We start from the raw sequence: 23799 nt of genomic DNA, 5'->3' as shown, positions 1-23799 counted from the left end.
GGCCCGTCACGGGTCCAGCGCCTTTTCATTCAGCTCAGATGGGCGGCGGTCATGTCGGGGCGGAACACGAAACAGTCGGTCCCCCAATCATAGGGCCCCTCGGTGGGTGCAGGCTTTGCGACCTCCGGGACATGGGTCAGACCCATCGGAGCGAATGTCGTTTGAAGCGCCTTCGGATTGGAAATCGTTGTCATGTTGAACCTCTTGGGCAATTGGATCGGCTCTTGCTCGGCCTTGCCTACTTTTCGCTGACCGAGGTGTCGTAAAACGGCAAAGGACGTGACCAAACTGTGAATGGATTTGCCCAGATTGCGACTTTCCGCGCAGAGTTTCCTAAAATGCCCACAACGCCCAAGGCCCTTCCGTGTCGCTTGTCTCGCCTTCAGGATGGGTTACTGCTAGGCCTCATGCCATGACCAAGACCCCGTTTCATCTGCCCTATTTCCTGCCCTATCTGCTGAATCAGGCCGCCGAGGCTGCCAGCCGCGAGTTTCAGGATTACTACCGCGCCAAATTTGGGATGTTGCGGAACGAATGGCGGGTGCTGTTTCACCTCGGCTGTTATGGGGACCTCTCGGCCAAGCAGATCTGCGAAAAGGCGCTGCTCCACAAAACCAAGGTAAGCCGTGCGGTCGCCGCGCTGGAGGACAAGCGCTACCTGATCCGCACTCCCACCCCCCAGGATCGCCGGATCGAGGTGCTGTCGCTTACCCCCGCGGGCCTAAGGGTCTTCAAGGACCTCAGCGGCGCGGCCGAAGGGTTCGAGGCCAAGCTGCACGACGGCCTGACGCCCATAGAAGTCGAAACACTGCGTCGCGTGCTTCTGACCCTTTCGAACCTGCCGTCCTGAGGGCCGTCGATTCGCGAATTAGCGGTATCCGTCAAGAATTCCGCCCCGATTGCCGGAAGGGGAAAGATCTGGATTGATCTACCATTGATCTACCATCCCCCTCTCTACGTTTCGCCAAGACGTTCCATACGGAACGATTGATATATCCCAACGAGGTTGCCGCCGAAATCGCAGAAATCGCCGATGCGATAACCTGTGGACGGCGGACGCGCATGTCTTCTATCGTCGTCCAAAAGACCAAGAACAAACGAACCACATAAAGATCCGATGGGAGGATTCTAATGACAAAACTTCAAACCCTGCGGCTGACTTGTGCTGCGACCGCTCTGATGGCGGCTGGCGCGGCTTCGGCGGATGAAATCAGCTTCCTTTGCTACCAGAACGGCAATGAATGTGACGTCCTGGGCGGGATTGCCGCTGATTTTGAGGCCGCCACCGGCCACACCGTCGCGATGGAAGTCGTCGGCTACGAGATCATCCGCGACCAGCTTGAAAACCAGCTGCAAACGGGCGCAGCCCCAGATGTGGCGCGCGTGACAAACCTTGGAGGGTTGAACCAGTATTATCTGGATCTGACGCCCTATGTGGACGCTGACTATATGGAATCCGCTTATGGCGCGGTTCTGCCGTGGTACCGCGCCCCCGGCGGCGAGGATACCGGCATCTACGGCTGGCCGACCGAGCTGACCGTCACGGGCCCCTATATCAACGTCACCATGTTCGACGACGCAGGCGTCGACATCCCCGGCGACGGTGCCACTTGGGATGAATGGATGGTCGCCCTTGGGGGGGTACAGGAAACCCTTGGCATGGACGCCGTCTTCGCGATGGACCGCACCGCCCACCGTTGGGCCGGTCCTGCCTTTGCATATGGCGCTGGCTTCTTCGATGATGCAGGCGAGCCTATCCTTGTGGATGACGGTTTCCGTTCCTTCGCCGCGACTTTCGTCGGTTGGCACGAGCAGGGTTTGATGCCTGTCGAAGGCTGGCCCGCAGGCACCGGCACCGCTTATCAGAATGCGGCGCCGCTGTTCCTGTCTGGTTCGGTCGCGATGCACATGTCGGGGTCCTGGATGATCGGCAACTATGCCGAGAACATCACTGATTTCGAATGGCGTGCGGTGCCCGCCCCTTGTGGCCCCGGCGGCTGCGGTGCGATGCCCGGCGGTGCGGGCATCGTAGCGTTCGAATCCAGCGATGTGCCTGAGGCCGCAGCGGCTTTCGTGGCCTTCCTCGCCGAGGAAGAGAATGCCGCCCGCTTCGCGGCCGAGACCCGCTCCATCACAGCGCATCAGGGCTTGCAGGCCTCTGGCGTAGACTATGGTGACGCGGACCCGGCGGTGGCCCAGGCGCTGTCGACCTTTGCGGCTTCCATCGGCGTCTCCGCCGAGACCACGCCCCAGGCCTTCACCTTCCAGGGCTATTCGAAGAACTTCGTGATCTACGGTGTCGTGCCCGACTACATCACGCAGGTCATCACCGGCGAGATGAGCCTGGATGACGCGCTGGCCGCCATAGACGCGGACGTCGCCGCACAGATCGCGGAATAAGGTCGGGCAGGGGCCAGGACGATGTGGACGGCGATTGAAAACGCCTTCGCGGGCTCGTCCTGGCCGCTGGCTTTTCTTGTGTACCTAATCGTGGGGGCGGTCATTGCCCGCCCCTCCGGCACCCTCGGCTCGAAGGCCATGGCCGTGCTTGGCTGGCCGATCGAGTTGGCCCAGAAGATGCGCGGCCATGGGCCGTTGCCGTACCTCTTCCTGTTGCCCAACCTTCTGGTCTTCGGCATTTTCACCTTCGCGCCGCTGTTTATCAACGTCGGCTTCAGCCTCACCGAAGGGCAATCCATCAACTTCGCCGAACGCCCTTACGCCGGTACCGACAACTGGCAGCGCCTGTTGGCCGAGACCCAAATCGACACCGGCAACCCGAACCTTGAAGACGACCAGTTCTACCGCGCCGTTATGGACACATCGGTCTTCGTCATCTTTCAGGTTCCGATCATGGTGCTGTTTTCCCTGATCACGGCCCTCGTCCTGAACCGCGACATCATCGCCCGCGGCTTCTGGCGCTCAATCTTCTTCTACCCTGTCATGCTGTCGCCCGTCGTCGTGGGCTTCCTTTGGACCCTGATCCTGAAACGCCAAGGGGTGCTGTCGATCACGCTGATGGAATGGGGCTGGATAGACGCGCCGATCCAATGGCTGGTCGACCCCGCGTGGACGATGTTCTGGTCCGTCTTCGTGTTCACATGGGCGCATCTGGGCTTCTACATGCTGATCCTGCTGGCGGGTCTGCAAGCGATCCCGGCGGACCTTTATGAAGCCGCCGAGATGGACGGCGCGTCGCCCTGGCGCGTGCTGCGCAAGATCACCCTGCCGCTTCTGATGCCCACGCTACTGGTCGTTACCGTCCTGTCGTTGATCAAGGCGTTTCAGGCCTTTGAAGAGCTTTACGCCATGCAAGTCGGCTGGATCTCCATCGTGGCCTATATCTTCGAGACGGCAGGCCTGCGCGGCAATCCCACGCCCAACGGCCTTGGTATTGCGGCGACGGCCTCGTTGATCATCGCGGGCGCATTGGCCATCTTCTCGATCATCCAGATCTTCCTTTCAGGCAGGAACGCGCGATGAGCATGGTGTGGGATTTCCTGTCGCGCACGCAAGGCCGCGGGCGGCTCACCTGGACGGATTGGCTGTCCTACGCCTACCTGATCTTCGGTTTCCTGATCATTCTCGTGCCCGTCATTTGGCTTGGCCTGAATTCGATCAAATCGCAGTTTCAGATTGAATCCCAAGACCTGTCCCTTCTGCCCGGCGATTTCGACCGCGTTGCCCGCGCCACCGTCAACGGCCCCGATGGCCGAGAGATCTTCGTCATCGCCGATCTGCCCCTGTGGGTGCTGAACTGGTCCGATCTGTCCGAGGCCGAGCAACAGGGCCGCGACGTCACCGCCTACCTTAACGGGTTCGAGGGCAACGCCCTCTACGCCCTCCGCTCCCACCTCGGGCAAGTCAGTAACGCTGCGAGGAGGCTTATTGCCGAGGAGGGGTTGCCCGATTGGCTCAACCGTTACGCCGCGCTGACGCCGCAATCGCGGGAGGCGTTTGACCTCGACGCCGTCGTCGAGATGCTAAACGAAGATCAGCGGCGCCTGATCCTCGAATACCTTGGCGTCGAACCCTATCAGCCCAACCGCATCGTGACACAAGTCCTCGTGACCGCACCGCACCCCGAAACAGGCGAGGTGATGGAATGGGCGATCCCCAACCCCAATGCCTCGTCCGAGTTCTTTCCGGGCCGTGCCGTCCGTGGTGATGCAAGCCAAGTCGTGCGGCTGCCTGCGGAAACGGTCACAGCCAACCGCACCATAGCCCCCTCCTGGGGCAATTATTCCGAGCCGCTGACCGGCACCGCCTACGGCGTCAACGTTGATTTCGCGACCTGCATCACCAATAGCGTGCTTGTAACCGTCATCGCCACGCTGATGACGCTGCTGATCAACTCCATGGCTGCGTTTGCGCTGTCGAAATACACCTTCAAAGGCCAGACGCTGTTCCTTGTGGTGATCCTTGCCACGCTGATGGTGCCAGCCACGATCACGTTGGTGGGCGTGTTCAAGGCAATCAACGCGACGGGGCTTTCTGGCAGTATCTGGGGGGTCATCATCCCGGGCGCGGCAACGCCCGCCGGTGTCTTCCTGCTGCGCCAGTACATGCTGACGATCCCCGACGAATTGCTGGAGGCCGCGCGCATGGACAGCGCGTCCGAATGGAAGGTGTATTGGCGCATCGTCCTGCCGCTGGCGCTGCCCGCCATCGCGGCCCTTGGCATCCTGTCCGTCATCTGGCGCTGGAACGACCTGATCATCCCCATGGTCGCCATCGCCACGAATACCGAGGCCTACACGATCCAGCTGTGTCTGCTGGAATTCCGCGGCGAGCATATCAGCCAGGAACACTACCGCCTTGCGATGACGGTCGTGTCGTTGATCCCCACGACGCTCGTCTTCGTGTTTCTGCAAAAGTACATCACCACCGGCATCGCAAATACGGGGATGAAGTAACCGCGCTCAAGTAGCGAAGCGATAGCGCATAGAAGGTAGTCCAATGGCTTTACTCGAACTCAGAAACGTCAAGAAAGCCTACGGCGAAGTGGAGGTGATCCACGGCGTCGATATCACGGTCAAATCCGGCGAGTTCTGCGTGTTCGTCGGCCCCTCGGGCTGCGGCAAGTCCACGCTTTTGCGGATGATCGCGGGGTTGGAGCAGATCAGCAGCGGTGACATCGCAATTGACGACGAGGTGCTGAACCACGTCCCCGCCTCGAAGCGTGGGCTGGCGATGGTTTTCCAATCCTACGCCCTGTACCCGCATATGTCGGTGCGCAATAACCTGTCCTTCGGGCTGGAAAACATTGGCATGGCCCGGGCCGAGATCGACACGCGCGTGACCGAGGCCGCGCGCATGTTGCAAATCGACGATTACCTCGACCGTCGCCCCGGCCAGCTGTCGGGCGGGCAGCGCCAGCGCGTCGCCATCGGCCGCGCCGTGGTGCGAGAACCGCGCGTGTTCTTGTTTGACGAGCCATTGTCGAACCTTGACGCGGAACTGCGCGTCGCCACACGCGGCGAGATATCTGAACTGCATCAACGCCTTGGCAATACGATGGTCTACGTCACCCACGACCAGGTCGAAGCCATGACCATGGCCGACAAGATCGCCGTTCTGCGTGCGGGACGGCTGGAACAATTCGGCCCCCCGCTGGAGCTGTTCAACGCCCCCGCCAACCGCTTTGTGGCGGGGTTCATAGGCTCGCCCAAGATGAACTTCATCCGCGGCGTGATGGGCGAGGGCGGCGTTTTCGTCTCCGAAGGCGGGGCTGAGGTCGCGCTGGACGTTCGCCGTTTCACCACCCGCCCGGGCCAAGCGGTCGAACTGGGCGTGCGCCCGGGTCATGCAAACCCCGCCGATGGCGCCGGTGTGCCTTTGCAGGTTCGCGCGGTGGAGCAGCTTGGCACAGAGACCTTCGTTTATGGGGCCGTTGCAGGCTCGGACGATTTCGCGATGCAATTGCCGGGTCAGGTGGACATCAAGGCGAAGACCACGCTTCAGGTCGCCATCGACGCTTCTTCCGCGCATCTGTTCGATGTTGAAACGGGCATAAGCTGCGCCGCATCCTGATGAGGCTTGACTCCGCATGTGGAACGTTCCAATTATCTCCCTATAGGAACGTTCCAAAAGAGGTGAGCGATGCGTTGGGGACTGATCGGGGCAAGCACGATTGCGGCGGAACACATGATCGGTGCGATCCGCGCCTCGGGCGGGGAAATCGCCACCGTCCTCAGCTCTAGCCCTGACCGCGCGGTAAGCTACGCGGCCAAGCATGACATCCCCAAAGGCGTCACCGATCTGGACGCCGCGATGGACGGGGTGGATGCCGTCTACATCTCTACCACCAACGAAAAGCACCTGCCTCAGGCCATGGCGGCGATTGCCGCGGGCAAACACGTTCTGTGCGAAAAGCCTTTGGCGATGAGCGTTGCGGATGCCGTGACCATGGTGAAGGCGGCGCAGGCCGCGAATGTGACCTTCGGCACCAACCACCACCTGCGCAATGCGGGCAGCCATCTGGCGATCCGCGAATTGATCGCGACGGGCCGCATCGGCACCGTCCTCTCGGTCCGCGTTTTCCATGCTGTTCATCTGCCACCGCACCTACAAGGCTGGCGTATCGACAACCCGGACGCGGGCGGCGGGGTGATCCCCGATATCACCGTGCACGACGCCGATACCGTGCGATTCCATCTGGGCGAGGACCCTGTCGATGTGGTCGCCATGAAGACGGCCAGCGGCATGGGGCAGGGGGTGGAGGACAGCGCGATGTCCATCTGGTCCATGCCCTCTGGCGCGATGGTGCACACCCACGAAAGCTTTACGCACCGCTTCGCCGGATCGGGGATCGAGGTGCACGGGACCGAAGGATCGATCATCGCACGGGGCGTGATGACCCAAGCGCCTGTGGGCGACGTCACGCTGCGGTTCGAGGGTGGTGAACAGGCTGTCGAATATGCCACCCACGGCCTCTACGACCGGGCTGTTGATCTGTTCTCGAAGGCCTGCGCGGGCGAAGGCCGCCCTGCGGCGGACGGTGTGGATGGGGTCAAATCGCTTGCGGTAGCGGCGGCTGTCGCGAAGGCGGCGGAAACCGGCACGCGCACCGCCGTTGACTACGGCGGGGTCTGAGATGTCGAAGATCGTATCCGGGCAAGAGGCGGCCAAACGCATCAAGGATGGCGCTGTCGTTACAGTATCCTCCTCCAGCGCCTTGGGCTGCCCGGACGCTGTATTGCAGGCCATCGGCGCGCGGTTCGACTTGGAAGGCGCGCCCCGGAACCTGACCACGATCCACCCCATTGCGGCGGGTGACATGTATGGCGTTAAAGGCGTGGATCACATCGCCAAGGACGGTCTTCTATCCCGGATCATCGGCGGCTCCTACCCCTCGGGCCCGTCGTCCCTGCCGATGCCCGCAATCTGGCAGATGGTCGTGGATGACCGCGTCGCCGCCTATAACGTGCCCTCCGGCATTCTCTTTGACATGCACCGCGACGTCGCCGCGCGCCGCCCGGGCGTTTTGACCCAAGTAGGGCTGGAAACCTTCGTGGACCCGATTCGCGAAGGCTGCGCGATGAACGCCCGCGCCGAGGCCGCCCCCATCGTGAGCCGCGTGGACTTCGCGGGCGACACCTGGCTTCACTTCCCCAATATCGTGCCTGACGTTGCCATCATCCGCGCCACCACCGCGGACGAAAACGGCAACCTGACCTATGAGCACGAGGGCGCGTATCTGGGGGGGCTCGATCAGGCGATCGCCACGCGAAACCATGGCGGGCTGGTGATTGCGCAGGTCAAACGGGTGACGGCGGCGGGGTCTCTGCGGCCCCATGACGTGCATGTGCCGGGGCATCTGGTGGACCTGATCGTGGTAGACCCTGATCAGAAGCAGACCACGGAAACGTCCTATGACCCCGCAATTTCCGGCGAAGTGATGCGCCCATGGAGCAGCTTTGCCTTGGCAGAACACGGAGTGGAGAAGATCATCGCGCGCCGCGCCGCGATGGAACTGCGCCGCGGGATGACCGCTAACCTCGGCTTCGGCATCTCGGCGATGGTGCCGCGCATTCTGCTGGAAGAAGGCGTCCACGACGCGGTGACATGGGCGATTGAGCAGGGGGCTGTGGGCGGCATGCCCCTGACCGGCTTCGCCTTCGGCTGTGCCTCCAACGCGGATGCCTTTGTGCCCTCTCCCCAACAATTCGCCTACTTCCAAGGCGGCGGGTTCGACGTAAGCTTCCTGTCGTTCATGGAGGTCGACATAGACGGCAACGTCAACGTCTCCAAGCTTGGCAAAAAGCCCTACCTCACGGCGGGCTGCGGCGGCTTCGTGGATATCACGGCCCATGCAAGGAAGATCGTTTTCAGCGGATTCTTCGAGGCGGGTGCGCAGTTTGAAATCACCGATAGCGGCCTGAACATCGCCAAGCCCGGCAAGTTCACCAAGATGGTCGAGGCCGTGGAACACGTGACCTTTGCGGGCCGCCGCGCCCGGGCGCGGGGGGCAGAGGTGCTTTATATCACCGAGCGTTGTGTCATGCGCCTGCAAGATCAAGGTCTTGTGGCCACCGAGATCATGCCGGGTATCGACCCGGCCAAAGACATCGTCGCCGCCAGCGAAGGCCGCGTCAGCGTGGCCGAAGACGCCATCACCCTGCCGCAGAGCTTGTTGTGCGACAAACCAATGGGATTGCCGGTATGAGCGCCATTCACCTTGCGATCGACGGGGCCATGGCTCGGATCACGCTGGATAACCCGTCCAAGCTGAACGCGTTGACGGTGCAGATGCTGGGGCAGTTGGAAGATGCCTGCGCGACCCTCGAACGGGATCCGCTGGTGCGCATCGTTCTGATCACCGCAGAGGGGGAGCGCGCCTTTTGTGCGGGCGCGGATATTAGCGGATGGGGCGGGCTTTCTCCTACCGATTTCGCGCGCCATTGGGTGCGTGAAGGCCACAGGATCCTGGACCGTCTGGCAGGCCTGTCCAAGCCCACGATTGCGGTCTTGCAAGCCCACGCCTTTGGCGGCGGGCTCGAACTGGCCGCCTGCGCGGACCTGCGGATCATGGCTCCGGGCGCGACGTTGGCCTTGCCTGAAGCCCAGGTCGGCATTGTGCCAGGCTGGGGCGGCAACACACGGCTGTTGCGTTTGCTGCCGGAAGCGGTCGTCAAGGATATGGCGCTGTTTGGTCGCCGGGTCTCGGCGGAAAAGGCGCAGGCGCTGGGGTTTGCCGAGGTGGCAGACAACCCGCTTGCCACGGCAGTCGCCATCGCGAAAGAGGCGATGAAGGCCTCTCCCCGCGCCCATGAGGTTGCGAAATACCAGATCCACGCGGCGGTCGGCGAAGATCGCAATGCGATGATCGAAGCCTTGGGCGGCGGCATGGTCGGCGCGACCGAGGACAAGGCCGAGGGCGTGTCCGCCTTCGCCGAGAAACGCTCACCCGATTTCCGAGGGACTTAGCCCATGACCGAGATGACGATTATTCCCTCCGCCGGCGTTGCGACCCCCGCGCCGTTCACGGGGCGGCACCTGATTGCAGGCGCGTGGTGCGACAGTGCCGATGGCTCGGTGTCAAAGCGACATTCGCCCGCCCATGGCACCCACGTCAGCACGTCCGCCAAAGGCGGCGCGGCCGATGCCCATGCCGCGATTGCAGCGGCGCGCGCTGCGTTTGACCAAGGCGATTGGGCGTTCTCAAGTGGTGCGTCACGGGCGGCGATCCTGCTGAAAGTGGCCGAGTTGATTGAGCGGGATCTGGACCGGATTGCCCTGCTGGAAACGCTCGAATCCGGTAAACCCATCAGCCAGGCCAAGGCCGAGATCGGCGGCGCAGCGGACCTTTGGCGTTATGCGGCCAGTCTTGCGCGGATGATTCACGGCGACAGCCACAACAGCCTTGGGCCGGACATGTTGGGGGTCGTCTTGAAAGAGCCCATCGGCGTCGTGTCGATGATCACGCCCTGGAACTTCCCGTTCCTGATCGTGTCCCAAAAACTGCCCTTCGCCCTGGCGGCGGGCTGCACTGCGGTGGTCAAGCCATCGGAACTGACGCCGTCCACGACCTGCATTCTGGGCGAGTTGCTGATTGAAGCGGGCCTGCCTGCGGGTGTGCTCAATATCGTGCTCGGATTTGGCGACCCGGTGGGGGAGGTGCTGTCCACGGACAGCCGCGTCGATATGATCAGCTTCACCGGCTCCACCGGTGTGGGCAAGCGGATTTCAGCGGCGGCAAGCGGGACGCTGAAAAAGGTCTCGCTAGAGTTGGGCGGCAAGAACCCTCAGGTCATTTTCCCCGATGCGGATCTGGATCAAGCCGCCGATGCGATCACCTTTGGCGTGTACTTCAACGCGGGCGAATGCTGCAATTCAGGCTCGCGCATCATCGTGCATGAGGACGTGGCCGAGGCGCTGACCGAAAAGGTCGTGGCCCTGTCGCGGCGGGTGCCCTTTGGGGATCCCCTGGACCCGGCCACGCAAGTCGGCGCGATCATCTCGCCCGAGCATATGGCGAAAATCGATGGCTACGTTCAGGCTGCCGTTGCCGATGGCGCGCGGGTGGCGATCGGTGGCGCGGCCTTTGGCGTAGACGGCGTGGGGCCACAATTCTATCAGCCCACGGTCGTGACAGACCTGCGCCCCGACATGCCCATCGCGTGTGATGAAGTCTTCGGGCCGGTGCTGGCCGTGCTGACCTTCAAGACCCTCGATGAGGCGTTACGCCTGTGCAATGGCGCGACTTACGGCCTTTCTGCGGGGGTGTGGTCCAAGGACATGTCCACCTGCCTCAGCTTCGCGCGGAGGGTGCATGCCGGGACGGTTTGGACAAATACCTGGATGGACGGCTACCCGGAAATGCCTTTCGGCGGCTTCAAGGAAAGCGGGCAGGGGCGAGAGCTTGGACGCTACGGGCTCGAGGAATTCCTGGAGGTGAAGACCGTGCAGATGCGCATCGGCGACACCCGTCAGCCTTGGGTCGCGTCATCGCAGGGTTTGTCGTGACCGAGTTGCTCGAAATCCGGCTGCAGCAGATGCGTCAGCTCTTCGGAGGGCTCTCCGGCCATACGGCGCAGAAGCATTTCCGCCATCTTGTGCCCAGTCCCGCGCAGGTCTTCGTAGACCGTGTCGATGCGGGGGCGGATGTTGTCGAAGATCGGCGAGGCGCGTTTGGCGAAGATGTCGGCGTCGCGGCCAAGAACGGCGCCGCTGTCGGACAACGCCGAAAGCGTGACCAGCGCCGTGACCTCTCCGACGCAGACGTAGCCGTCAGGCGGGGTATCAGACAGGCGGCTTTCTCGCGTGGCGCGTGCAATATCGCTCGACGAGCTGTCGAGCGTGACACCTTCGACGATCTCATAGTCCACCCCTGCCTCGCGCACGGCGCTGAGGAAGCCGTAGCGCAGGTGTTGGGTGAAGGTGAAACGATCCTCGGGCAGGATCAGGGACAGACGTTTGCGGCCCTTGGCGACAAGGCGTTCCACGGCACGGCGCGCGAAGGCCTCGTTATCGAAATCCACGAAGGGATGGGGCGTGGTGAATTCAGTGCGGCCATGGCTGACGAAGGGAAAATCGGCTTCCAACAGCAGGCGGACACGCGGGTCGAACGCCTCGGTTCGGGTAAAGAGGATGCCATCGGCCAGTTGGTTGCGCAGGATGTTGCGGACCGGTTCCAACCGATCTTCCCCCACGTGATCGGGTACAACATTGACGGAATAGCCGGTGCCGCGCAGGGCCTCGGTGATGCCGGACAGGAATTCATGGGTGAAACCCAGAAATTCATGTTCCGTATTAAGCAGAAGCGTCACCACTTGGGTGCGCCCGGTGCGCAAGCGGCGCGCGGCGCGGTCCGGCACGTAGCCCGCCGCTTCGGCAGCACGCGCCACGGTCGCGCGGGTCTTGGCCGCGATTCGCGGATCATCGGCCAAGGCGCGACTGATCGTGGCCACAGAGTACCCGGTCGCCTCCGCCAAAGAGCGCAGCGTCGGTTTGTCGCCTGTCTGTGTCAGACCGGGATCGCTGCTCATGGGAGGGCATCGCCTTTGGGTTGTGTCGCCAAGTATATTGCGCAGGATTTCAAACGTTTCAATAGCGTGTTTCATCTTGCCTTGCATTCTGCATTGCAGAAAAAACCCCGCAAAACTTGCTGCTTTGCGGCGAAACTTGCAAACGAAAAGCGTAAATTCCGGTTGACTTGACTGGGATTTATAACGTTTTAATTCATGCAGCCCCGGTAAGGGGATTGGTCAATTGGGAGGAAATCGAATGACCTTGATGAAAAAACTGTCCACGGGCGCGGCCGTACTGGCGTTGTCCACGACGGCGATCACGTCCGCCGCTCAGGCGCAGGATGTGGAGGTTCTGCACTGGTGGACGTCCGGCGGCGAAGCGGCTGCCCTGAACGTTCTGCGCGAAGATCTGGCCGGTGGTGGCATCGGTTGGACCGACATGCCCGTCGCCGGTGGTGGTGGCTCTGACGCCATGACCGTTCTGCGCGCGCGTGTGACCGCAGGCGACCCGCCCACCGCCGTGCAGATGCTTGGCTTCTCGATCCAGGACTGGGCCGCCGAAGGTGCGCTGGCTGATCTAAACGCCTTGGCAGAAGAGCAGAACTGGAACGAAGTTGTGCCCGAGGCGCTTCAGCGGTTCTCTACGTACGAAGGCAACTGGGTTGCCGCGCCGGTCAACGTCCACTCCACCAACTGGGTTTGGGCCAACACCGCGCTGATGGAAGAGCTTGGCATCGAACAGCCCGGCACCTGGGAAGACTTTGTTGCCGCAATGCAGACCGCTGCGGACGCGGGCTACACCGCGCTGGCGCACGGAGGTCAGGCCTGGCAGGACGCTACCATCTTCGATTCGATGGTGATGGGCGTCGGCGGGCCCGAGTTCTATCAGGCCGCGATGGTCGAGTTGGACCCGGACGCACTTGGCGGTTCCCAGATGGTCGAGGCGTTCGAGCGGATGGCCACTCTACGCGGTTTCGTGGACGACAACTTCTCGGGCCGCGACTGGAACCTGGCCTCGGCCATGGTGATCAACGGCGAAGCGTTGTTCCAGATCATGGGTGACTGGGCGAAGGGTGAATTCGTCAACGCGGGCCTCACAGCCGGCGAGGAATTCCAGTGCTTCCGCGTACCCGGGACCGAGGGCACCGTGACGTTCAACTCGGACCAGTTCGCGATGTTCAACGTCGCGGACGAAGGCGATCAGGCCTCGCAAGTCGCCATGGCCTCTGCCGTGATGTCGCCTGAGTTCCAGATCGCGTTCAACGTGGTCAAAGGCTCGGCCCCTGCGCGCACTGACATCGACGCCTCTGCGTTCGATGCCTGTGGTCAGGCGGCCATGGCCGATCTGGCAGCCGCCGGTGAAGCGGGCACGCTGTTCGGCTCCATGGCCCACGGCCACGCCAACCCTCCGTCCGTCCAGAACGCGATGTACGACGTGATCACCGCGCATTTCAACGGTGAGTACGATGCGGAAACCGCCGCGGCCGAGATGGTCACCGCTGTCGAGCTTGCTCAATAAGTAGGTCCCGGACCGGCCCCGATCGTGGGCCGGTCCACCCTTCTCAACCATCCCGTCCAGACCGCAAGGAGAGGCCCCATGGCCGCTACCGATCCCATGTTAGGGGGCGCGGACTTCCGCACACGCCTTCAGAACTGGCTGCCAAAGATCGTGCTCGCGCCGTCCTTCGCGGTGATGGTGATTTTCGTCTACGGCTTCATCGCCTTCACGGTCTACCTCAGCTTCACCGGCTCGCGCATGTTGCCGAGCTTCGATCTTGTGGGCTTCCAGAATTACGAGCGTCTGTTCCGCATCCGCGAATGGGACACGGCCGTCACCAACCTGGCGATCTTCGCCTCACTTTACATCATCATTTGCACGATCATCGGCTTGATGCTCGCGATCTTGCTGGACCAGAAGATTCGTGGCGAAGGGCTGCTGCGCCCAATCTTCCTCTACCCCATGGCGCTGTCATTCATCGTGACGGGCACGGCGTGGAAATGGTTTCTCGACCCTGCCATTGGCATCGAGAACACGATGCACCTGTGGGGCTGGGCCAGTTTCGAGTTTAATTGGATCAAGGACCGCGAGATGGCGATTTACACCATCGTCATTGCCGCCGTCTGGCAATCCTCGGGCTTCGTCATGGCGATGTTCCTTGCCGGTCTGCGGGGCATAGACAACGAAATCCTGAAAGCTGCCCAGATGGACGGCGCGTCGACATTCCAGATGTACCGCCGGATCATCCTGCCGCAACTTCGGCCCGCGTTCCTGAGCGCCTTCGTGATCCTCAGCCACCTTGCCATCAAGTCCTACGACTTGGTCATCGCGCTGACCGGCGGCGGCCCCGGCAACGCCACGGCGCTGCCTGCCACGTTCATGTACTCCTACACCTTCACCCGCAACCAGATGGGCATCGGCGCGTCGTCCGCCGTCATCATGTTGATGACGATTGCGGCGATCATGGTGCCTTACCTCTATGCCGAGTTGAGGGAGAAGAAATAATGGCCATCGCTTCTGCCGACAGCGCCATCAAGACCTCCAAGGTCGCGCGCACTTTCATCTACCTCGTGCTGCTCCTGTTTGCACTGTTCTACCTGCTGCCCTTCGGGATCATGCTGGTGAACTCCCTCAAACCGCTGGAGGAAATCACCGGCGGCAACATGATCGCCCTGCCGCAGCAATGGACGATCGAGCCATGGCTATCGGCCTGGTCCACGGCACAGATCGGGGTAGAGCCGACGGGCCTGCGCCCCTATTTCATCAACTCCATCGCCATGGCGGTGCCTGCGGTCGCGATCTCGACCATCGCGGGGGCGCTGAACGGCTACGTGCTGACCAAATGGCACTTCCGGGGCGCGACGTGGATCTTCGGGCTCTTGCTGTTTTCCTGCTTCATCCCCTTCCAGATCGTCCTGATCCCGATGGCACGGATCCTGGGTATCCTGAACATCTCGGGCACCACCTACGGGTTGATCCTGGTCCACGTGGTCTACGGTATCGGCTTCTCCACGCTCTACTTCCGCAACTACTATGCCGCTTTCCCGACCGAACTGGTGCGCGCGGCCCAGATCGATGGGGCGGGCTTCTTCCAGATCTTCTGGCGCATCATGTTGCCAAGCTCCGGCCCGATCATCGCCGTCTGCTGCATCTGGCAGTTCACCAACATCTGGAACGACTTCCTCTTCGGCGCGTCCTTCGCGTCAGGTGGGGCGGCACCGATGACGGTAGCGCTCAACAACCTCGTCAACTCAAGCACCGGCGTGCGCGAGTATAACGTCCACTTTGCAGGCGCCATCATGGCTGCCGCTCCAACCCTTCTCGTCTACATCGTGGCCGGTCGATATTTCGTCCGTGGCCTGATGGCTGGCTCGGTCAAAGGATAAGTCCCATGGGTTTTCTAGACATCAACAACGTCACCAAATCCTACGGCGCGGTGGAGGTTCTGCATAAGGTCGACATCCAGGTGCAAGAGGGGGAATTCCTTGTTCTCGTTGGCCCCTCGGGCTGTGGCAAGTCCACGCTACTCAACATGATCGCGGGGTTGGAGGGGATCACCAGCGGAGAGATCGCCATCAAGGACCGGGTCGTCAATGACGTCACGCCCTCCAAGCGCAACATCGCGATGGTGTTCCAAAGCTACGCCCTCTACCCGAACATGACCGTGGGCCAGAATATCACTTTCGGGCTGGAGATGCAGGGCACGCCGAAACCTGAACGCGACAAGGCCATGGCCGATGTCGCCAAACTGTTGCAGATCGAAGACCTGCTGAAGCGCAAGCCCGGTCAGCTTTCCGGCGGACAACGCCAGCGCGTAGCCATGGGCCGCGCCTTGGTGCGGGACCCGGATGTCTTCCTCTTCGATGAACCGCTGTCCAACCTTGACGCGAAACTGCGTGTCGACATGCGGACCGAGATCAAGAAGCTGCACCAAAAGCTTGGCACAACAATCGTTTACGTGACCCACGACCAGATCGAGGCGATGACGCTTTCGACCCGGATCGCTGTCATGTATGACGGCTACGTCCAGCAGCTTGGCACCCCCAAAGAGATCTACGACAACCCTGCCAACCTGTTTGTAGCGACCTTCATGGGCTCGCCCGCAATGAATGTGCTCGACGCCACACTGGTGGAAATGAACGGCGCGCTGCATGCGCAGTTCACCGGGGCCGAGGGGGCGGATGTGGCGCTTCGCATCGAGGATGCGCCCGAGGCCTACCGAGCTTACGTCGACAAAAAGGTGATGCTTGGCGTCCGGCCCGAGGCGATCACAGACCCCGAGGGCGCTGACCGAAACGCGCGCAACATCCAGATGATGACCAACACGGTCAGTATAACGGAACCTGCTGGGGCGGACACCTTCGTCAGCACCACGCTGTCGGGAAAGGATTGCATCGCGCGGATGCGTGCCGATGCCGACGTGCACCCGAACCAACCGTTCGAATTCGCGGTGAACATGGACAAGGCGGTTCTGTTCGACCCCACGTCCCAAGCCCGGATTGCCTGAAAAATCCGTGTCGTCGTCCTGTAGTAAACCTGTAGTTTTTTCGTAACTACTGGTGTGACCGCGCCCCGAGCGGCCCGCGTGCTTTTTGACTTGGAATTGGAACGTTCCAAATGTATTGCTGAGAGGGTAATGACCGACGCGGATATCATCATCGTAGGCTCCGGCATGGGCGGGGCGACATTGGCCGCCGGATTGGCAGGGTCGGGCTTGCGCGTACTGATCCTGGAGCGCGGGCAGCTTTTGCACGACAGCCCGGAAGCGCGCGACCCTGTCGCGATTTTCCGCGACGGCCACTATCGCCCCGATGAGACTTGGCTGACGCCGGATGGTGCGCGCTTCAGTCCGGGCAATTACGCCTGCGTGGGCGGCAATTCCAAGTTCTATGGCGCTGTCATGTTGCGCTATCGCGAGGCCGATTTCGCCCCGATCCAACATATCGGGGGCACCACGCCCGGATGGCCGGTCTCCTACGACGCACTGGCTCCGTTCTACGCCCGCGCTGAACAGCTGTTTCGTGTGCGCGGACAATCCGGGATGGACCCCACCGACCCGCCCCATGACGGCTACGGGTTCCCGCCGGTCCCCCACGAGCCAGAGATCTCGGACCTTGCGGTGCGCCTTACGAAGGCGGGCCTGCACCCGTCGCCCTTGCCCTTGGCGGTCGACCTGGAGCGATGGTTGAGCCGTGCGCAGACCCCGTGGGACGCTTTCCCCGACACGAACGGCGGCAAGCTGGACGCCGAAAGCGCGGCGCTGGTCACGGCCTTGGAAGACCCGAACGTGATCCTGCGCACCGGGGTCGAAGTCCGCAGGATCGAGGTTGAAGGCGACAGGGTCACGGGGCTGCTGACCTCTGCCGGGCGCCTGACTGCACCGCGCATCGTGCTGGCGGCGGGGGCGGTCCGCACGGCGGCGTTGCTGCTACGCTCGGCCGATGAGGCGCATCCGACCGGGCTGGCGAACCGGTCCGATCAGGTGGGGCGCAATTTCATGAACCACAACGCAAGCGCGGTTCTGGGCCTGAGCGGGCGGCGCAATCGGTCGGTCTACCAAAAGACGCTTCAGATCAACGATTGGTACCTGACGGGCGGCCCGGACGGCGCGCCCTTGGGCAACGTGCAACTGCTGGGGCGCGTGTCTGCGCCTATTCTTGCGGCGCAAACCGGGCTGCCGATGCCGCTGGCCCGGCTGATCGCGGGGCGTGCGATCGATTTCTACGCCATGTCCGAGGATCTGCCGAACCCCGACAGCCGCGTAAGCGTGCGCGGGGATGACATCGTGTTGGATTGGAAACGCTCCAACTGGAAGGCGCATCTGGCGCTGGTTGCGAAGCTGAAGGCGACGTTGAAACGGGTGGGCTTCCCGGTGGTTCTGTCCAAGGCCTTCGACCGTCGCACGCCCTCGCACCAATGCGGAACGGCGCGGATCGGGGACGATCCCGCGACCTCCGTATGCGATCCGATGGGGCGCACCCATGACCATCCGAACCTCTACATCTGCGACGCTTCGCTGCTGCCGACATCGGCGGCAGTCAACCCGTCCCTGACCATCGCCGCACTGGCTTTGCGGCAGGCAGATCATCTGAAGGAAACTCCATGAAAGCGCTTATTACAGGGGGCCAGCAGGGCATTGGCCTTGGCATTGCGACGGCCCTGCACGCGGCGGGATGGGAAATTGCGGTGGCCTCTGATGCGGCCACGGCTCAGATGCCGTTCGAGGCCAGTTACCACCAGCACGACGTGCGCCACATTGACGCCATTCCGGCGCTTCTGGACGCCGTGGGGCCCATCACGACGTTGATCTCCAACGCGGGCGTGGGGGCAATGGCGCGGGGTGATGTGCTTGATATGACGCCGGAAAGCTTTGACCGCTGCCTTTCCGTCAACACCCGAGGCGCGGTCTTTCTGGCGCAGCAGGTGGCACGGCGGATGCTGGAATTGCCCGCCGCGCCCTACCGCTCCATCACCTTCATCACCTCGGTCAACGCGTCAGTCCTCAGCCCCAACCGGGTGGAATACTGCATCTCCAAAACCGCCACCGCCATGGCCGCACGCGCCTTCGCCGAACGCCTCGCGCCGCACAACATCGGCGTCTTCGATATCCGCCCCGGCATCATCCAATCACCGATGACGGCCCCCGTGGCCGACCGCTATGACAGCACGATCCCCGATACCGTCCCCGCTGGCCGCTGGGGCACGCCGCGCGATATTGCCGACGTCGTCGTGCCCTTGGCGCGCGGGGATTTCGCCTTCGCCACCGGCGCGCAAATCCCCGTGGATGGCGGCCTGTCCATCCAGACATTTTGAGGCATTCCCATGGCTGAGGGTTACGATTTCATCATCATCGGCGGTGGCAGCGCAGGGTCCGTCATTGCCTCGCGCCTGTCCGAGAACCCTGACGTGCGAGTGTGCTTGCTGGAGGCCGGCGGCTCCGACCGCCACCCGTTCTTCCACCTGCCCGCAGGCTTTGCGAAAATGACCAAGGGCATCGCGTCCTGGGGTTGGAGCACGACGCCGCAAACCCACATGCAGGGCAAGGTTTTCACCTACACGCAGGCCAAGGTCATCGGCGGCGGCTCTGCCATCAACGCGCAGATCTACACGCGCGGCCACCCGCTGGATTACGACGAATGGCGGCAATTAGGGTGTGAAGGGTGGAGCTATGAGGATGTTCTCCCCTACTTCCGCAAGTCCGAAGGCAACGACACCTACGCAGGTCGCTACCACGGCCAGGACGGCCCCCTTGGCGTGTCGAAACCTGCCGCCCCGTTGCCGATCTGCGAGGCGTATTTCGAGGCGGCAAAGGCCCTTGGCATTCCCTTCAACGAGGATGTGACAGGAGAGGTGCAGGAAGGCGCGGCCTACTATCAGTTGACACAAAAGAACGCGCGTCGGTCGTCGTCGGCGATGGCGTTCCTGCACCCAAACCGGGGCCGCAAGAACCTGACCGTGAAGCTGCGCGCCAATGTTCGGCGGATCGTGGTCGAGCAGGGCCGCGCGGTGGGTGTCGAGATGCTGGACGGCACGCGGATCACGGCAGAGCGGGAGGTGGTGCTGTGCAGCGGGGCGATCGGCTCGCCGCGCCTGTTGCAGTTGTCGGGGATTGGCCCGGCGGATCATCTACAAGAACTTGGGATCGACGTGGTGCTGGATCAGCCGCAGGTAGGGGCAAATTTGCAGGATCATCTGGACCTCTATTGCATTGCAGAAGTCTCGGGCCCGCATACCTATGACCGCTTCGCCAAACCGCACCTCAGCGTGCTGGCGGGCATGAAATACCTGTTGACTAAAAAGGGCCCTGTGGCGTCTAGCCTCTTTGAAACCGGGGGGTTCTGGTACGCCGACCCCGATGCGCGGTCGCCCGATTTGCAATTCCACCTTGGCCTTGGCACCGGGATCGAGGCGGGCGTCGTCTCCATGCCGGAGGGGGGCGTAACGCTGAACTCCTGCTACCTGCGGCCCCGGTCACGCGGATCGGTGCGGTTGGCCAGCAGCGACCCGGCGAAAGCGCCGTTGATCGACCCGAACTATTGCGCCGATCCGCGTGACCGCGAGATGTCCATTCGGGGCCTCAAACTGACGCAACAGATCCTTGGGCAGCAGGCCCTGTCTCACATGATCAAGGCCGAGCGTCTGCCCGGCCCGGATGTGCGCACGGATGAGGAGTATTTCAACTTCATCTGCCAGCATTCCAAGACCTCGCATCACTGCGCCGGAACCTGCGCCATGGGGGCGGGCGACAGCGCGGTCGTCACACCGCGCTTGGCATTCAACGGGGTCGAGGGGCTGCGCGTGGCCGACGCCTCCATCATGCCGCGCGTCGTGTCGTCCAACACCAATGCACCCACCATCATGATCGGCGAAAAGGCCGCCGATATGATCCGTGAAGACCAGGGGATTTAAGCCATGCGATTGCCAACCTACGCCGGAACTCTGGAAGACTACGCGCTGGTGGGAGAGCCTCTGACCCCACGCGCCCCGTCCGTGCCACTGACCCGCACCGCCTTCGCCGCCGCCCATGTCGTCAGCGATCCGCTGGCCGAACGTGACCCCTGGCAGGGGCGCCCCGCCGTGGATTGGGATGCCACGCTGAAGTTCCGCGAAGGCCTTTGGGATCAAGGGCTCGGCCTGGCAGAGGCGATGGATACCGCGCAGCGCGGCATGGGGGTGGATTGGCCCACGGCGAAGGAGTTGATCGAGCGGACGATGCGCGCCGCGAAGGCGCATCCGATGAAGCCCCGCGTGGCCTGCGGGGCCGGGACCGACCACATTCCGCTGGAAAAGCTGACCAGCCCGGCCGCGATCATCGCCGCCTACAAGACGCAGATGGAGGCGATCGAGGCCGCGGGCGGGCAGGTCATCTTGATGGCCACCCGCGCCTTGCCCGCGCTGAACGCGGGGCCGGAGGCATATTTCGAGGTCTATGACCACCTCATCACGCAGGCCGCAGCGCCGGTAATCCTGCATTGGTTGGGCGAGATGTTCGACCCCGCGCTGGCCGGATACTGGGGGGCATCGGACCTTGCCACGGTCAACGACCTCGTTCTGGACCTTGTGACCCGCCATTCCGACAAGATCGATGGCATCAAGATATCCCTTTTGGATCAATCACATGAGGAAGGCTTCCGCGCGCGCCTGCCCAAGGGCGTCCGTCTCTATACCGGGGATGATTTCAACTATGCGCCCCTGATCGAAGGGGACGGCCCCCATCATTCCCACGCGCTTCTGGGCATCTTTGCCGCCATCGCCCCCGCCGCGTCACAGGCGTTGGAGGCCCTCGCCCAAGGCGACCGGGAAACCTATCATGCGTTGCTGGCCCCCACCGTCCCGCTGAGCCGCGAGATCTTCAAAGCGCCCACGCAATACTACAAGGCGGGCATCGCGTTCCTGTCCTGGCTTAACGGCACGCAGTCGCATTTCATTATGCCGGGGGGCTTCCAATCGTCTCGCGAAATCAGCCACTTCGCGGAAGTCTTCCGCCTTGCGGATCAAGCGCGCCTGTTGACGGATCCGGGGCGCGCAACTGCCCGAATGGGCAACCTTCTGGCGCTTCACGGCATCGAGGGGTAAGCCTGAATAATGACCCGCCGCCCCACCATCCTGGATGTCGCCGCCCGTGCGGGCGTGTCGAAATCGACCGTGTCTCTCGTCTTGCAGAATTCCAAGCAAGTGAAGTCCGAGACGCGCGAAGCCGTGCGCGCCGCGATGGCCGAAATCGGCTACGTCTACAACCGTGCGGCAGCGCAGATGCGGTCACAATCGGCAGGGCTGGTGGGGTTGGTGATCAACGATCTGCGCAACCCGTTCTTCACCGAATTCGCGACGGTCCTACAGATGACACTGGCCGCGAAAGGCTATGCGACGGTGATCGCGAACAGCGACGAAGATGCTGATTTGCAAGCGAAATTGATGGGGTCCATGATTGAGCACGGCGTCTCGGCGCTGGTCGTTTCTCCGGCTTATGACGAAAGCGGCGATGCCTTTGACCAGGTGGAGCGCGCGGGCATTCCCGCGATGCAGGTCCTGCGCAAAACCGACCCGCGCACGGGCCTCTTTCCCTTCGCGTCCTTCGACTACGCGGCGGGATCCGCGCGCGCGACACGGCACCTGATGAACCAAGGAGCCAAGCGCATCGCGTTCGTTGGCGGCATGGAAGGCCGCGCGATCACGGAAGAGCGCAAGTCCGGCTACCTCGCCGAGATCAAGCGCGCAGGAGCGGAGCCGTTCACGCTGCATGGCCGTAGCTCACGCGGGTTTGGGGTGGAGGCGGTGCACGCCCTGTCCAAGGACGTCGACGCGGCCATATGTTTCAACGACTTGGTGGCCTTGGGGATGCTGTCGGGCTTTGCACGCGAAGGCGTGGAATTGGGCCGCGACTTCCGCCTCGTGGGATTTGATGACATCGAGGATTGTGCGCAGGTCTGGCCGCAACTCTCTTCGGTCGCCTGCGATATCGAGGGCTTTGCCAAGGGCGTGGCGGATGGTCTGTTGGCGTGGATGCAGGATGGCGTGACGCCGCCGCCCGAATATCGCGCCCCGGTGGATCTTGTGGCCCGGACCTCCAGCACGGGGCGAAACCCATGACGCCAGATGATTTTTTGCGAGGTCTGTTTGATCGCGCCGTAGCGGTTGCGGACCCGATGCAATCGCTCGCCAGCGCCTTGCCGCCAAAGCCCGAGGGCCGCGTCGTGGTGATCGGCGCGGGCAAGGCCAGCGCCCGCATGGCAGAGGCGGTGGAGGCAGAGTGGGGCCCCTGCGAGGGGCTGGTGATCACGCGATACGGCTACGCGCGACCCTGCCAAGGCATTGAAATCGTGGAGGCTTCGCATCCGGTCCCGGACACTGCGGGCGTGGCCGCGACGCAAAGGATGCTGGCACTGTTGGACACGGTGGGAGAGGGGGATTTCGTCCTCGCGCTGATCTCGGGCGGCGGATCGGCGCTGCTGTGCGCGCCGGTCGAGGGGGTAACTTTGGCCGAAAAACAGGACCTGACGGCTGGACTTCTGGCCTCGGGCGCGCCGATTGGCACGATCAACGGCATTCGAAAAGAGATATCCGCCGTGAAGGGCGGGCGGTTGGCGGCGGCGGCGTACCCGGCGCGGATGCTGGCGCTGATGATCTCTGACGTGCCCGGGGACGATCCCGGCGATATCGCCAGCGGGCCGACGGTCGGGCACAAGGGGAGTGCTGCCAGAGCGCTGAAGGCATTGGAAAAATGGGGTGTGACGCCTGCGCCGTCGATCAAGGCGTACTTGCAGAAGGGGGGCGACCCGGTGCTGCCGGATGACCCCCGGTTAACGCGAACAGAAAACGTGATCTACGCCGCTCCGTCGCAATCCCTGGAAGCGGCGGCGACCTTGGCGCGTGACGCCGGGTACGCCGTTGAAATGCTCGGAGATTCCATTGAGGGAGAGGCGCGGGATGTCGCGGCCGCCCATGCGGAAATTGCCATCAAGGCAGCCCCTGGCACGGTGATCCTTTCGGGCGGAGAGTTGACCGTAACGCGTCGGGGTGACGGTGTAGGTGGGCCCAACGCGGAATATGCTTTGGCTCTGGCTATCGCGTTGGACGGCCATGCAAATATCCACGCCATTGCTTGCGACACCGACGGCGTCGATGGCGCGGCAGAGGTTGCGGGGGCGGTGATCGGGCCGGATACGTTGGGCAAGGCGACCACGCTGACGCCACAGAATGCGCTGGCCACCAACGATGCGCACAGCTTTTTCGCCTTCATAGGTGATCAGGTCGTGACGGGGCCCACACTGACCAATGTGAATGACTTTCGCGCGATTTTGGTCACTTGAACCCGGAGGGGGTATACCA

The 23799-nt window shown here is 62.7% G+C and carries 21 protein-coding genes; 19 read left to right on the top strand and 2 right to left on the bottom strand.

Going from position 1 to position 23799, the window contains the following annotated elements; translation table 11 throughout:
• Positions 1 to 29: 29 nt before the first annotated feature.
• Positions 30 to 194: a hypothetical protein gene (locus KUL25_RS13770; RefSeq protein ID WP_161489820.1), complete on the bottom strand. Its 165-nt coding sequence runs from the start codon at positions 192 to 194 to the stop codon at positions 30 to 32.
• A 218-nt stretch (positions 195 to 412) separates the two neighbouring features.
• Between KUL25_RS13770 and KUL25_RS13765 the strand changes: the two genes are divergently transcribed.
• The 9 genes from KUL25_RS13765 (at position 413) to KUL25_RS13725 (ending at position 10968) form a co-directional block, all read left to right on the top strand.
• Positions 413 to 850 carry a MarR family winged helix-turn-helix transcriptional regulator gene (locus tag KUL25_RS13765; protein ID WP_257893459.1) on the top strand — a complete coding sequence of 146 codons (438 nt, stop codon included), beginning with the start codon at positions 413 to 415 and terminating at the stop codon, positions 848 to 850.
• A gap of 281 nt (positions 851 to 1131) precedes the next feature.
• On the top strand, positions 1132 to 2400 hold the full coding sequence (locus tag KUL25_RS13760; RefSeq protein ID WP_257893458.1) for an ABC transporter substrate-binding protein: 1269 nt from the start codon (positions 1132 to 1134) through the stop codon (positions 2398 to 2400).
• Between the two features lie 21 nt (positions 2401 to 2421).
• Entirely contained in the window at positions 2422 to 3483 is a 1062-nt protein-coding gene (locus tag KUL25_RS13755) for a carbohydrate ABC transporter permease (protein WP_257893457.1), read from the top strand.
• Positions 3480 to 4916: a carbohydrate ABC transporter permease gene (locus tag KUL25_RS13750; protein ID WP_257893456.1), complete on the top strand. Its 1437-nt coding sequence runs from the start codon at positions 3480 to 3482 to the stop codon at positions 4914 to 4916. The genes KUL25_RS13755 and KUL25_RS13750 overlap by 4 nt, the downstream gene beginning before the upstream one ends.
• 43 nt (positions 4917 to 4959) lie before the next feature.
• Positions 4960 to 6033, top strand: coding sequence for an ABC transporter ATP-binding protein (locus tag KUL25_RS13745; RefSeq protein WP_257893455.1), 1074 nt, complete (start codon positions 4960 to 4962; stop codon positions 6031 to 6033).
• A 69-nt stretch (positions 6034 to 6102) separates the two neighbouring features.
• Complete coding sequence (locus KUL25_RS13740) at positions 6103 to 7095, top strand: Gfo/Idh/MocA family protein (protein WP_257893454.1); 993 nt, start codon at positions 6103 to 6105, stop codon at positions 7093 to 7095.
• A 1-nt stretch (position 7096) separates the two neighbouring features.
• The gene (locus tag KUL25_RS13735; protein WP_257893453.1) at positions 7097 to 8668 is read left to right on the top strand and encodes an acyl CoA:acetate/3-ketoacid CoA transferase; all 1572 of its coding nucleotides are present in this window, start codon (positions 7097 to 7099) and stop codon (positions 8666 to 8668) included.
• Positions 8665 to 9429, top strand: a complete 765-nt coding sequence (locus tag KUL25_RS13730) for an enoyl-CoA hydratase/isomerase family protein (protein ID WP_257893452.1) — start codon at positions 8665 to 8667, stop codon at positions 9427 to 9429. Before KUL25_RS13735 ends, KUL25_RS13730 begins: the two co-directional genes overlap by 4 nt.
• A gap of 3 nt (positions 9430 to 9432) precedes the next feature.
• Positions 9433 to 10968, top strand: a complete 1536-nt coding sequence (locus KUL25_RS13725; protein ID WP_257893451.1) for an aldehyde dehydrogenase family protein — start codon at positions 9433 to 9435, stop codon at positions 10966 to 10968.
• On the opposite strand, the gene KUL25_RS13720 is transcribed toward KUL25_RS13725, so the two are convergent.
• Positions 10932 to 11990 carry a LacI family transcriptional regulator gene (locus KUL25_RS13720; RefSeq protein ID WP_257893450.1) on the bottom strand — a complete coding sequence of 353 codons (1059 nt, stop codon included), beginning with the start codon at positions 11988 to 11990 and terminating at the stop codon, positions 10932 to 10934. The two genes, KUL25_RS13725 and KUL25_RS13720, sit on opposite strands and share 37 nt — an antisense overlap.
• Positions 11991 to 12237: 247 nt before the next feature.
• On the opposite strand from KUL25_RS13720, the gene KUL25_RS13715 reads away from it, so the two are divergent.
• From KUL25_RS13715 to KUL25_RS13670, 10 genes are all read left to right on the top strand, one after another.
• On the top strand, positions 12238 to 13491 hold the full coding sequence (locus tag KUL25_RS13715) for an ABC transporter substrate-binding protein (protein ID WP_257894866.1): 1254 nt from the start codon (positions 12238 to 12240) through the stop codon (positions 13489 to 13491).
• Positions 13492 to 13569: 78 nt separating this feature from the next.
• A complete protein-coding gene (locus KUL25_RS13710) occupies positions 13570 to 14475 on the top strand; it encodes a carbohydrate ABC transporter permease (protein ID WP_068359855.1) in 906 nt (301 codons plus the stop codon).
• Complete coding sequence (locus tag KUL25_RS13705; protein ID WP_068359853.1) at positions 14475 to 15356, top strand: carbohydrate ABC transporter permease; 882 nt, start codon at positions 14475 to 14477, stop codon at positions 15354 to 15356. Before KUL25_RS13710 ends, KUL25_RS13705 begins: the two co-directional genes overlap by 1 nt.
• Before the next feature lie 5 nt (positions 15357 to 15361).
• Positions 15362 to 16477, top strand: coding sequence for an ABC transporter ATP-binding protein (locus KUL25_RS13700; RefSeq protein ID WP_068359851.1), 1116 nt, complete (start codon positions 15362 to 15364; stop codon positions 16475 to 16477).
• Positions 16478 to 16606: 129 nt separating this feature from the next.
• A complete protein-coding gene (locus KUL25_RS13695) occupies positions 16607 to 18076 on the top strand; it encodes an FAD-dependent oxidoreductase (protein WP_257893449.1) in 1470 nt (489 codons plus the stop codon).
• Positions 18073 to 18783, top strand: a complete 711-nt coding sequence (locus KUL25_RS13690) for a 3-ketoacyl-ACP reductase (protein ID WP_257893448.1) — start codon at positions 18073 to 18075, stop codon at positions 18781 to 18783. The genes KUL25_RS13695 and KUL25_RS13690 overlap by 4 nt, the downstream gene beginning before the upstream one ends.
• Positions 18784 to 18792: 9 nt before the next feature.
• On the top strand, positions 18793 to 20379 hold the full coding sequence (locus KUL25_RS13685; protein WP_257893447.1) for a GMC family oxidoreductase: 1587 nt from the start codon (positions 18793 to 18795) through the stop codon (positions 20377 to 20379).
• A gap of 3 nt (positions 20380 to 20382) precedes the next feature.
• The gene (locus tag KUL25_RS13680) at positions 20383 to 21546 is read left to right on the top strand and encodes a dihydrodipicolinate synthase family protein (RefSeq protein WP_257893446.1); all 1164 of its coding nucleotides are present in this window, start codon (positions 20383 to 20385) and stop codon (positions 21544 to 21546) included.
• Between the two features lie 9 nt (positions 21547 to 21555).
• Positions 21556 to 22560, top strand: coding sequence for a LacI family DNA-binding transcriptional regulator (locus KUL25_RS13675; RefSeq protein WP_257893445.1), 1005 nt, complete (start codon positions 21556 to 21558; stop codon positions 22558 to 22560).
• The gene (locus tag KUL25_RS13670) at positions 22557 to 23780 is read left to right on the top strand and encodes a glycerate kinase type-2 family protein (protein ID WP_257893444.1); all 1224 of its coding nucleotides are present in this window, start codon (positions 22557 to 22559) and stop codon (positions 23778 to 23780) included. The genes KUL25_RS13675 and KUL25_RS13670 overlap by 4 nt, the downstream gene beginning before the upstream one ends.
• The last annotated feature ends 19 nt before the right edge of the window (positions 23781 to 23799 follow it).

It is taken from the genome of Gymnodinialimonas phycosphaerae (genome assembly GCF_019195455.1).
Classification (GTDB): domain Bacteria; phylum Pseudomonadota; class Alphaproteobacteria; order Rhodobacterales; family Rhodobacteraceae; genus Gymnodinialimonas; species Gymnodinialimonas phycosphaerae.
This window is presented reverse-complemented; position numbering and strand designations above follow the sequence as displayed.